Annotated in this window: 11 protein-coding genes; 6 read left to right on the top strand and 5 right to left on the bottom strand. The window is 67.7% G+C overall.

What is annotated here, in order from left to right; genetic code table 11:
* Nucleotides 1–240: 240 nt before the first annotated feature.
* A complete protein-coding gene (locus OK17_RS22625; RefSeq protein ID WP_461418835.1) occupies nt 241–1,305 on the bottom strand; it encodes an LLM class F420-dependent oxidoreductase in 1,065 nt (354 codons plus the stop codon).
* Between the two features lie 195 nt (nt 1,306–1,500).
* On the opposite strand from OK17_RS22625, the gene OK17_RS22620 reads away from it, so the two are divergent.
* The 5 genes from OK17_RS22620 to menE all read left to right on the top strand — a co-directional run bounded on the left by OK17_RS22620 (nt 1,501) and on the right by menE (nt 5,047).
* Entirely contained in the window at nt 1,501–2,733 is a 1,233-nt protein-coding gene (locus OK17_RS22620; RefSeq protein ID WP_461418834.1) for an inorganic phosphate transporter, read from the top strand.
* Nucleotides 2,734–2,781: 48 nt separating this feature from the next.
* Nucleotides 2,782–3,060: a hypothetical protein gene (locus OK17_RS22615; RefSeq protein WP_461418833.1), complete on the top strand. Its 279-nt coding sequence runs from the start codon at nt 2,782–2,784 to the stop codon at nt 3,058–3,060.
* A gap of 57 nt (nt 3,061–3,117) precedes the next feature.
* Nucleotides 3,118–3,426, top strand: coding sequence for a DUF3349 domain-containing protein (locus OK17_RS22610; protein ID WP_461418832.1), 309 nt, complete (start codon nt 3,118–3,120; stop codon nt 3,424–3,426).
* 131 nt (nt 3,427–3,557) lie between these two features.
* A complete protein-coding gene (locus tag OK17_RS22605; protein WP_461418831.1) occupies nt 3,558–3,890 on the top strand; it encodes a DUF3349 domain-containing protein in 333 nt (110 codons plus the stop codon).
* Between the two features lie 41 nt (nt 3,891–3,931).
* Nucleotides 3,932–5,047, top strand: coding sequence for an o-succinylbenzoate--CoA ligase (gene menE, locus OK17_RS22600; RefSeq protein ID WP_461418830.1), 1,116 nt, complete (start codon nt 3,932–3,934; stop codon nt 5,045–5,047).
* Between the two features lie 47 nt (nt 5,048–5,094).
* Here menE and OK17_RS22595 read toward each other — a convergent pair whose 3' ends face one another.
* Complete coding sequence (locus tag OK17_RS22595) at nt 5,095–5,970, bottom strand: type IV toxin-antitoxin system AbiEi family antitoxin domain-containing protein (RefSeq protein WP_461418829.1); 876 nt, start codon at nt 5,968–5,970, stop codon at nt 5,095–5,097.
* Nucleotides 5,971–6,115: 145 nt separating this feature from the next.
* On the opposite strand from OK17_RS22595, the gene OK17_RS22590 reads away from it, so the two are divergent.
* Nucleotides 6,116–6,988 (top strand): 1,4-dihydroxy-2-naphthoate polyprenyltransferase, encoded by an 873-nt coding sequence (locus tag OK17_RS22590; RefSeq protein WP_461418828.1) that lies wholly within the window; start codon nt 6,116–6,118, stop codon nt 6,986–6,988.
* Between the two features lie 60 nt (nt 6,989–7,048).
* Here OK17_RS22590 and OK17_RS22585 read toward each other — a convergent pair whose 3' ends face one another.
* The 3 genes from OK17_RS22585 to OK17_RS22575 all read right to left on the bottom strand — a co-directional run bounded on the left by OK17_RS22585 (nt 7,049) and on the right by OK17_RS22575 (nt 10,864).
* Nucleotides 7,049–7,921, bottom strand: a complete 873-nt coding sequence (locus OK17_RS22585) for a Clp protease N-terminal domain-containing protein (protein ID WP_461418827.1) — start codon at nt 7,919–7,921, stop codon at nt 7,049–7,051.
* On the bottom strand, nt 7,914–8,195 hold the full coding sequence (locus tag OK17_RS22580; protein ID WP_461418826.1) for a helix-turn-helix domain-containing protein: 282 nt from the start codon (nt 8,193–8,195) through the stop codon (nt 7,914–7,916). Before OK17_RS22580 ends, OK17_RS22585 begins: the two co-directional genes overlap by 8 nt.
* A gap of 146 nt (nt 8,196–8,341) precedes the next feature.
* A complete protein-coding gene (locus OK17_RS22575; protein WP_461418856.1) occupies nt 8,342–10,864 on the bottom strand; it encodes an ABC transporter permease in 2,523 nt (840 codons plus the stop codon).
* Nucleotides 10,865–10,912: the final 48 nt, after the last annotated feature.

Genomic DNA, 10,912 nt, shown 5'->3' with positions numbered 1-10,912 from the left:
CACCCGATCGCGATATGCGACGCCCACCGCGCTCACACGCAAGGTTTGTGACGACCGCGCCTACGGTGTGGACGTATCAGCCTGGCGCGCAACAGAATTGGAGACCCCCACCGGAGACTCTGCGGATACCCGCGCAACCCGTCACCCCTGTCGCCGGGGTGCGGTCCATGCATACCGGTACGGCGGCCTCGGAAAGGCCGCCGTACCGGGTTGACTGAGATCCCCCGCGGGAAGAGGCGATCAGCCGTTGAAGATGTCGCGCAGCGCCTCGACCTCGGCCACCCGCTCAGAGTGGGTCGGCGCGGTGGGCGAGGCCAAGATGCAGGTGACGCCCGCCGCACGGAACGCGGCGACGCGCTCGGCGACCTCCGACTTGGAACCGATCAGCGACATGGCATTCACGAGGTCCTCGGGAACCGCCGCGGCGGCCTCGACCTTTTTGCCGTCGAGGTAGAGGTCCTGGATGAGCTTCGCCTCCTCGACGTATCCGTACCGGATGGCGAGCTGGTTGTAGAAGTTCTTGCCGCGGGCACCCATGCCGCCGATGTACAGCGCGGCGTGGTGACGGACGAGTTCTTTGGCGTTGTTGATCTGCTCGGCGTCGTCGGAGACCCGCGCGGTCGCCTGCACCACGATGCCCAGCTCGCCGAGCGACGGGTCGCGCTTGGCCTTACCGGCGGCCAGGGACTCACCGAAGGCGGCGTCGATCTGCTCCGGGTGGAACAGGATCGGCTGCAGCTCGTCGAACATCTCCGCGGCCAGCTCGATGTTCTTGGGGCCGATGGCGGCCAGCAGCAGCGGGATGTTGTCGCGGACCGGGTGGTTGATGATCTTCAGCGACTTGCCGAGTCCCGAACCGCCGTGCTCCTCGTCGAGCGGGAGGGTGTAGTGCTTGCCCTGGTAGTTCAGCTTCTCGCGGCGCCAGACCATACGGCAGATCTCCGCGTGCTCACGGGCGCGGCCCAACGGGTAGTCGTACTTGACGCCGTGGAAGCCCTCGATGACCTGCGGTCCCGAAGCCCCGATGCCGAGCACCGCACGGCCGCCGCTGATGTAGTCCAGACCGGCGGCGGTCATCGCGAGGTTGGTGGGGGTGCGCGAGTACATGGGCAGGATCGCGGTCTGCAGTTCCATCTTCTCGGTCTTCGCGGCGATGAAGCCGAGCTGGGAGACCGCGTCGAAGCTGTAGGCCTCCGGCACCGCGATCCGCTCGACACCCGCAGCCTCGAAGTCGGCGAGGTTGTTGATGGTCTCGCGGAAGTCGCCCGCGTAGTTGATCGGCATGCCCAGCTTCATCGATGTCATGGCGTCGGATTCTTCCACAGCGACCGTCGGTTTCACCATGGTTGGCCGAGCGTTCGATCGCCCCGGAAAGCGACGGATGACACACCGGCCCTGAACTGCGAAAACGTGTGCGACACGCCGAAGAGACGAGCAAATCCCACGAAACCGTGCCGAGACGTTTAGGAAATTCGAAGCCCAGCCCTCATCATGAAAACCATGAGCGGCGAAATGCTGATCCTGGTGCTGTTGGTGATCACGGCCCTCGGCTTCGATTTCACCAACGGCTTCCACGACACCGGCAACGCCATGGCAACGTCGATCGCCACCGGCGCTCTGAAACCGAAAGTCGCGGTCGGGCTCTCCGCCATCCTCAACCTCGTCGGCGCATTCCTCTCTGTTGAAGTCGCCGCCACCATCACCAAAGAAGTCCTGAACATCCAGCAGACCTCCGGCGCCGACGCCGGCGAGATCGTCGCAGGCATCACCCCGACGACCGCATTGCTGATCATCTTCGCCGGACTCATCGGCGGCATCCTCTGGAACCTCTTCACCTGGCTCTTCGGCCTGCCGTCGAGTTCCTCGCACGCCTTGTTCGGCGGGCTCATCGGTTCCGGGATCGCCGCCATCGGACTCTCCGGCGTGAACTGGCACGGGGTGTTCGGCAAGATCATCGTGCCCGCGCTCCTCGCCCCGGTGATCGCCTGCGTCGTCGCCGCCTGCGGAACCTGGCTCGTCTTCACGATCACCCGTCACCTCGCCGAGAGCCGCAAGGAACAGGGTTTCCGATACGGCCAGATCGCCAGCGCCTCACTGGTCTCGCTCGCCCACGGCACCGGCGACGCACAGAAGACCATGGGCGTCATCGCGATGGCCCTGATCGTCACCGGCCATCTCGACGCCTCGACCGTCAGTCACGGACTCCCCCTGTGGATCGTCGCGAGCTGTGCCGCCGCCATCGCGGTAGGCACCTACCTGGGCGGCTGGCGAATCATCCGCACCCTCGGCAAAGGCCTGGTGGAGATCAGCTCTCCGCAGGGTATGGCCGCCGAGGCCTCGTCCGCGGCGATCATCCTCACCTCCAGCGCAGCCGGGATGGCGCTGTCCACCACGCAGGTCGCCACCGGTTCGATCCTCGGCTCCGGCGTCGGCAAGCGCGGCGCACAGGTTCGCTGGGGTGTCGCCGGCCGAATGGCCGTGGCGTGGCTCACCACTCTCCCCGCCGCCGGACTCGTCGGCGCGGCGTCGTTCTACATCGCCCACCTACTCGGCAACGTCGCAGGCGCAGTGGCGATCTTCGGCCTCCTCGTCGCGGCGTCGACGTACATGTACCGGCGCGCACAGCAGAACAAGATCGACGCCGGCAACGTCAACGACGAGTGGGACGACACCACCGGTTCGGTGCTGCCGACCGATGCCGGGGCCACCCCGGACACCGCACGGTCCGTCTGATCGTCACGAGCCGACCACAACACGAGCACACGAGAGGACCCAGCTGAGATGGACATCGTCGAAGCGATCGCCAAGGTGCTGGTCGTCGGCCTGATCTTCGGCGCCGGTCTCCCCGCACTGTTCGCGGTCGGCCTCCGGGTGCACGAGCAGGGTGCCGACGAGATCGTCGACGGTTCGGTCGTCAAGGGCAACCCGGTGATGCGCGTGCTGAGCTACGCGATCTTCGCCGTCGTCGCACTGGTCATCATCACCGCGATCCTGTGGATCACCCGACAGACCCTCTACTTCCACACCGGCATCAAGCTCTTCCCGTTTGGTTACAAGTGACCCCTACCTGGGTAAACAGCTGTTCCAGATAGGTAAGAGCCGGAGACGCGATCAACCATGAGCAGTGAAACGCCGCTCTTCGAATCCGTGATCAACTGGATTCGCAAGGGCTACCCCCAAGGTGTCTCGCGCACCGACTTCCCGCCCCTGATGGCGCTTCTCACGCGTGTCCTGACCGACGAGCAGGTCACCGCCGTCGCGATGCAACTGGTCAAGGAGTACGGCCCCCGGGAACCGGTGACCGAGCAGCAGATCCGCGACGCCATCAAGCGGGTCACCAGCGAACCCCCGACGGCCGAGGAGGTCAACCAGGTCGCCGGACGTCTCGCCGCGGTCGGCTGGCCACTGGTGTCCAGCCGGGCCTGATCTCGCGCCCCGCAGACACCAAGGACCGGCGGCGTCGTATCGAAACCTACAATCACGCTGAGTGGCTACGCATCAGCGTGACCGCACCACGCCGGACGCACCTGCGTCCCGTCAAAGAAAGGGGGTGAGGAGTGGACCGCCCACAGTTGCTCTACCGCATCATCGAATGGCTGCGCACCGGATATCCCGACGGCGTGCCGCAGGGCGACTACATCCCACTCGTCGCCCTCCTGCGCCGTCAGCTCAGCGAGGACGAGGTGCAGGAGGTGTCGTCGCGGCTGATCCGCCAGTCGCCGCCGCCTCCCGAGCCGATCTCGCAGATCGACGCGGCCGTGGCCATCACCAAGGTCACCCGTGAGCTGCCGCACGAGGACGACATCGCCCGCGTGCGTCGTCACCTGGAATCGTCGGGCTGGCCGTTCGACGGCCCCGACCCGAACGACGCGAATCGGGCCGAGTCCTGAGAACACTGCGTGCTCTGTCCCTTCCCACTCGGCCGGAGGTCGTGGACCGACGCGACGAGCTGCTCGCCGTGCTCGACGGTTCGATCGCGGTCGTCCCCACCCCCGACGACGCCCGTGAGACAGCACTTCTGACCGAGGCGCTGTCGGTGGGTGAGCCGATCGCCGACGAGGTCTCGCTCGTGGTCTCCACGTCGGGTTCGACCGGCGTCCCGAAAGGTGCGCAACACACCCCGTCGACGCTGACCGCATCGGCGCGGGCCACCGCGGAACGCCTCGGCGGACCCGGTAACTGGCTCCTGGCTCTCGCTCCGCATCACATCGCCGGCCTCCAGGTCCTGTTGCGGGCCTTCGCATCCGGACACACCCCCACCGTCCTCGATCTGGCCGCCGGCTTCGACGCCGACGAGTTCGCCGACGCGCTCGACCGGTTGGACGGGCCCCGGCGCTACACGTCACTCGTACCGACGCAGCTGATCAAGGTCCTCGACTCCCCGCGCGCGACCACCGCGTTGCGAGCCGCCGACGGACTCCTCGTCGGCGGTGCGGCGACCCCTGCTCCCCTGTTGCGCCGGGCCGTCGACGAGGGGCTCCCCATCGTCCGCACCTACGGGATGAGCGAGACCGCCGGCGGTTGTGTCTACGACGGCATCCCGCTCGACGGCGTCTCCATCCGCATCGACGAGCCGTCGCCGGACGGTGTGGGACGCGTCGTCCTCGGCGGCCCGATTGTGGCACACGGGTACCGCAACCTTCCCGATCATCCCGCTTTCGCCGAGGCCGGCTGGTTCCGCACCGACGACCTCGGCCACCTCGACGCCAACGGTGTGCTGTCGATCGTCGGCCGCGCCGACGAGGCGATCTCCACCGGCGGGCTCACCGTCGTGCCGCAGGTGGTCGAGGCGGTCGTCGTCGAGGACCCGGCGGTCGCCGAATGTGTCGTCGTCGGACTTCCCGACGACCGGCTCGGCGAGAAGGTCGTCGCAGTCGTCGTCGCACGACGCGGAGAACAGCTCGACGCCAACCGGATTCGAGGTTCGGTCGCCGAGCGCCTCGGCCGGTATGCGGCGCCGCGCGAGGTTCTCGAGATCGACGAAATGCCGCTGCGGGGCCCGGGTAAGCCCGACCGCCGCGAGCTGCGTCGACGCTTCTCTTCGTAGATGTCGCGGATCGTGTCGGACCACAACACGTTTCGCGACATCTGGTTTCAGGCGGCGACGCTGATCGCTTGACGGATCGTCGACGTGACGTAGCCGGCCCTCTCCGTCAGGTCGGTCCAGGTGAAGTTGAGAACCGTCCAGCCGGCCGCGATCAGTGCGTTCCGTCGGGTGCGGTCGCTCTGGAACGTGTCGGCGTCCCGATGGAAGGCGAAGCCGTCGAGTTCCACCGCCACCATCTGCGCGGTGAACGCGAGGTCGATCTCGTACCCGCAGCTGGGATGGTTGGCGACCCAGCCACCGATCGCCGCGTCGTCAAGGATCGTCACCGCGAGACGCTCCGCGGCCGACCGTGCACCCGACTTCAGCAACTCGATCATCGGACCCATCTCCGCCGCGCCGACACAGCGGTGCCGGCGCCGGTACGCCTCTTCCAGTCGTTCGACGCTGATCCGACGCTGTTGCAGCGCCGAGTCGATCACCCCGGCCCCCTGTTCGACAGCTCCTTCGAGCGCGGACAACGCAATCCCGGTGACCCGCAGGTCCCCTCGGATGAGGACATCGGCGTCGTCGAGGGACCGGTTGAGTATCCGTACGCCCTTGATCGGTGGGCCGTGCCGTCCGCGGGGAGCGGTGACGGTGATCGTCTCGGGCGGGTCGTCGACGATGCCGTGCCACCAGGCCGCCGCCAGTCCCGACAGGATCGACGACGGCCCGACCGACAGTGTTGCGATGCGGGCGGTGGTGCGGGCGGTGACGGGGTGATCCGCCAGCCGATACAGCCGAGGGCGGACCGCGACCCATTCACCTGCGGTCACTCGTCGCCGCACCGCCGAGCGATCGAGTCCGTGCTCACGTGCGTCGGCGGCGGTGATGACACCGTCGTGTTCGAGGGCGAGGGCGCGCAGCTTGGGTAGGGTACGCACTTCGATTAGACGTATTCGCAGGTAGGTGCGGTTCCGGCCGATTGTGTCCGCGTGTAGATGTCGCGGATCGTGCCGCACGGCGCAACGATGCGCGACATCTGCAGGGGCGGTCGGCCGCTATCCGGCGGCGTGGCAGGATCGATCCGTGGCAACCGCATCGCAGTGGATTCAGGGCGCACGCCCGAGGACTCTCCCCAACGCCGTGGCGCCCGTCGTGGCCGGCGTCGGAGCGGCGCTTCATCACGGCGGGATCTCGTGGTGGAAGGCCGTGCTCGCGCTGGCCGTGGCGATGGCATTCATCATCGGCGTGAACTTCGCGAACGACTACTCCGACGGTGTGCGCGGCACCGACGATGACCGTGTCGGCCCGCTGCGCCTCGTCGGCTCGGGCGTGGCGTCGCCGGGTTCGGTGAAGGCGGCAGCATTCATCTGCTTCGGCATCGGCGCGGTGTGCGGTCTCGTGCTGGCGATCGCCACCGCCTGGTGGCTGGTCGTGGTGGGCGCGGTCTGCATCGCGGGTGCCTGGTTCTACACCGGCGGCAAGCGGCCCTACGGTTATGCGGGCTGGGGCGAGGTCGCGGTGTTCGTGTTCTTCGGACTGGTCGCGGTACTCGGTACCCAGTTCGTGGTGTCGGACCGCATCGACCTGGTCGGCCTCGCCTGTGCCGTGGGCGTGGGCGCCGTCTCGTGCAGCGTGCTGGTCGTCAACAACCTGCGCGACATCCCCACCGATACCGAGAGCGGCAAGATCACCCTCGCCGTTCGACTCGGCGACGCCCGCACCCGAATCCTGTTCGCTGTCCTGCTCATGACCCCGCTCGTGATGAGCGTGGCGCTGGCCTTCGCGACCCCGTGGGCACTCGTCGGGCTGTTGACCTTCCCGCTGCTGTGGCAGGCGTACACGCCGGTCCGCACCGGGGCGCAGGGGCCGGCGCTCATCCCGTCGATCGGGACGACCGGCAAGGCGATGCTCGCATGGGCGGTCGTCACCGCGGTCGCGTTGACGCTGACCTCTTAGAAATGACGACAACCCCGCCCCCGGAATCGGATTCCGGGGGCGGGGTCGTCATTTGTGGGTTCACACCTCGGCGTCGACCTCGGGCAGGCTCGCCCAGACGGCGGCCTTGAGTTCATCTGCGGTGGTGGCCGATTCGATCAGGGTCTTCGACGCGTCGTCGGCGGCGTCGAGGATGCCGAGCAGCAGGTACTCGGCGCGTAGCCGCCGGTCGCCGCGTTCGCGTGCGATCTCGACTGCTCGGGCGAACACCGCGCGGGTGTCCGGGGCGAACCGAGGACGGTTACCCCGTCCGCGCGGACCCCGACGACCACGACCCGGCTCCCAGGGGCCCTCGCCACCGGGGCCGAAGGGTCCGCCGGGACCGAACGGTCCGGGCCCGAAACCGCCGGGGCCGAAGCCACCCGGGCCCTCGGGACCGAATCCCGGGCCGAAACCTTCCGGCCCGCAATCGGGGCGGGGTCCGCGAGCACGGTGCGGTCCGTGACCGTGTCCGTGCCGACGTCCTCGGCCGCGTCCACGACCCCCGTCGGGACCTCCGCGTCGGCCCGGCCCACGTCCGGGGCGTTCGCCCCAGCCGTCGGACAGGTCCTCACCGAAGCGCCCGCGGACGGCTTCCCGCACCTTGTCGAGGTCGATCCCGATGCCCCGCAGAGCTTCTCGGTCCTCCTCGTAACGCCGGGCTGCCGACTCGTCGTCGGTGTCGGCCGCGTCGGCCTGGTCGGCATGCTCGTCGTGGTACTTGCGCACCACTTCTCGCGCCGTGGCGAGGGTCAGCCCCTGATCGGCCAGGATCGAGAACAGCGGGCTCCGGGCGTTGCAGAGCATGCCCAGGATCAGATGATCGTTGCCCAGTTGCCGATGTCCGAGGTCGGCGGCCTCCTGCGTGGCGAAGGCCAGCAGCATCTTGTCATCACGAGTGATTCGTTCAAACATCTTTGTCTCCTTCGGGTCCGCCCTCGCGGACCTCACGTTGTGAGTGCTTCTGATGCACGGCCTGCCGGCTGATCTGCAGTACTTCTGCGATCGATTGCCAGCTCCAGCCATTGGCGCGAGCGTTGGCGACCTGCACTTCTTCGAGTCGGTCGGCCAGCGTGCGCAGCGCCCGAACCGCTGCCAGGCCCTTCGCTGGGTCGCTGCTCGCGGCATCTCCTGCGAGGTCAGCACCCTGGGCGTCGTCCGGCTTTTCGGTCTTTTGGTCGTCGTGCATGTTGTCAGGTTATGTTGACATCGCCACGTTGTCAAGAATTATTGACAGGACCGGTCGACGCCCGCCCCCATCTGAGAAAAAAGTCGAGGCAGTTTGATCCGCCGACCGGATCAAACTGCCTCGAGAAAAAATTGGGCCGCCTGCGGCTACTCGTTCAGGATCGACTCGCTGATGTTCATCCGCGCTGCGCGCACAGCCGGCAGGAACGCGCCCACCAGGCACAACGCCACCGCGATCGCGACGAACATCGCCGCCGATGGCCGCGGCGAATAGATCACGGTCAAGGATGTTGTGACGCTGAGGATTCGGTCGCTCAGCAGGTGCATCATCGCGCCGAGGATCACCCCGACCAGGGCGCCGACGACGGCGACCGCGGCGGCCTCGGCAAGCACCATGCGCGAGATGAACTTTCGGGACGCTCCCATCGCACGGAGCACACCCAACTCACGACGGCGCTCGATCACCGACAGCAGCAGGGTGTTCAGCAGCGCGATGGCCGCGGCGCCGGCGACGATCCACTGGATGGCCACCGTGAACGAACCCGCCTGCTGGACGGTCGCCTGCGTGGCGGCGAGCGCTTCCGCACCGGTGTAGACGCTGATGGGTTTGTTGCCGGTGGTCGGAACCTCCGCGACCAGCGCTTCGAGCGACTTCTGCACCTGCTCGGGGTCGGCGTCGGGTGCGGTGATCACCTGCAGGTAGGTGTCGCCCTCGCGTCCGAACCACTCCCCCAGCTGTTTCTGCGACAACGCGGCGACACCGGAGTCCACCGACACGTAGTCGACGGTGTCCCGGACGACGACGTCATGCGGGCCGGTCGGCGTCGCCAGCGTCACCGTGTCCCCGACACCCACATCGAGCACGCGCGCGAGCACATTCGACAACAGGATGCCGTTCCCGGCGAGCACTTGCTCGACCGACTCCGGCGTCGCCTTTCGCATGAAAGGTGCACGCGAACCCGGTTCCAGGCCCTGCACATTCGCTCGACTCTCGCCGATGTTGACCGCGGCCCACTGACCGCCGACGACCTCGGTGACGCCCGGCACCTTCGCGGCCTCGCCGCGGATCGACGGCGGCAGGATCGGACCGAGCGGCAGGCTCGCCGCCGAGGACGACGACACGTAGAAGTCCGGGTCGCCCAGTCCGTCGAGCGATTTCGACATCGACGACACCAAGTTGTCCAGCGCGCCCGACGTTCCCATGCCCACCGCGATCGCGACGGCCACGGTCATGAGTGTCGCCCATGCCCGACGCGGCGCGCGCTCGGTGTTGACCGACGCGAGCTGACCCGGTCCGCGGAACCAACGGGCGACCCGAACGACCAGCCACGTCAACGGGTTCGACAACGCGAAGCACACCAGCAGGGCGCCCACGAGATAGACGACACCGGCCAGGATCGCGGGGCGGCCGGGCACCGTCGCGACGATCACCCACGACGCGATCAGCCCCACCACCCCGAGAATCCCGGCGATCACGACGACCGGCCCGTGGCGTTTCGACGCGTCGGACACCTCCACGGGAGCCATCGCCTCCACCGGCGACACCGAAAACACCGACCGCGCGGCCAGCGATGTCGCGGCGACACAGGCGATCACACACGCGAGCACCGCGACCACCGGCGCGTACCCCGGGAGGTGATAGTTGATGACCGTGCCCACCGTGTCGGGCGGTGGGTCGGGCAGACTCGCGATCACCGCCCGGCCGGCGAGGATTCCGAGCGGGATTCCGATCACGCCGCCGACCAGACCCATCAGCGCGGCCTCGCCCAGCATGTCACCGACGAGGTGGGATCGTCTGGCGCCCAACGCCCGGATCATGGCGAGGGAACCGCGCCGCGACGCCACCGCCATGTTCATCGTGTTGAAGACCAGGAACGCCGCGATCACCAGCGACACCAGCGAGACGAGCAGCGTCGCATCACGCGTCACCGAACTCGCGACCTCGGCCTGTTTGGCGCGGAAGTCCGGGTCGACGACCACCGCACGACCGTCGACGATCCCCTCGATCTGCTTGCGCACCGACCCGACGTCGACGCCGGGTTCGGTGACGATGAGGATCGAATCGAGCCGCCCTTCCAACCCGACGAGTCGCTGCGCGAGATCGAGGTAGGCGAACAGGAAGCGGCCGTTGTTGAGTCCGGCGGCCTGCTCGTTGTCGACGACCTCCAGCACTTCGACGTCGATGCCGTTGACCGTCAGCTTCTGCCCCACGTCGAGGCCGAGGCCCGGACCTACGAAGACACCGTTGCGCAGTCGGTCGAAGTCGATCGACCCGGAGCTCTCCGATTGGACCGCGGATCGCAGACTCCCCGACAGGGAGGTGACACGTTGGTCCGAGCCGATGAGCGGGATCGCCGACCCGTCGACGACGACCGACCCGCGGATCATCGGCACCACGGCTTTCGCACCGTCGACGTCGCGGCGGATCTGCCCGGCCAACGACTGATCGACGCCGCTGTCGGCGATCGCCGCGACCTCCAGATCGGCCGAACCGGAGATCGCATTGTTGAACGCGCGCACCGACTCCGAGGTCGAACCGAACGTTCCCAGGACCGCGATGAGCAGCGCCGACGAGACGATCACCACCGCCAGCGAGGTGAACAGACGCAGCCGGTGGGTGCGTATCTCCCGGATGTTGAGCAGCCGGATGCGGGTGAAGCCGGCGAACAGGGCTTCGACACGCCCCCTCGCTCCGCTCGTCGGCTGCTCAACCGGCGG

The sequence above is a fragment of the Gordonia sp. GN26 genome (assembly GCF_054823965.1).
This window is presented reverse-complemented; position numbering and strand designations above follow the sequence as displayed.

Bases quoted from the DNA above. Each gene is read 5' to 3' on its own strand.
- OK17_RS22625 (WP_461418835.1), bottom strand. From the start codon at position 1,305: ATGACATCGATGAAGCTGGGCATGCCGATCAACTACGCGGGCGACTTC.
- OK17_RS22620 (WP_461418834.1), top strand. From the start codon at position 1,501: ATGAGCGGCGAAATGCTGATCCTGGTGCTGTTGGTGATCACGGCCCTC.
- OK17_RS22615 (WP_461418833.1), top strand. From the start codon at position 2,782: ATGGACATCGTCGAAGCGATCGCCAAGGTGCTGGTCGTCGGCCTGATC.
- OK17_RS22610 (WP_461418832.1), top strand. From the start codon at position 3,118: ATGAGCAGTGAAACGCCGCTCTTCGAATCCGTGATCAACTGGATTCGC.
- OK17_RS22585 (WP_461418827.1), bottom strand. From the start codon at position 7,921: ATGTTTGAACGAATCACTCGTGATGACAAGATGCTGCTGGCCTTCGCC.
- OK17_RS22580 (WP_461418826.1), bottom strand. From the start codon at position 8,195: ATGCACGACGACCAAAAGACCGAAAAGCCGGACGACGCCCAGGGTGCT.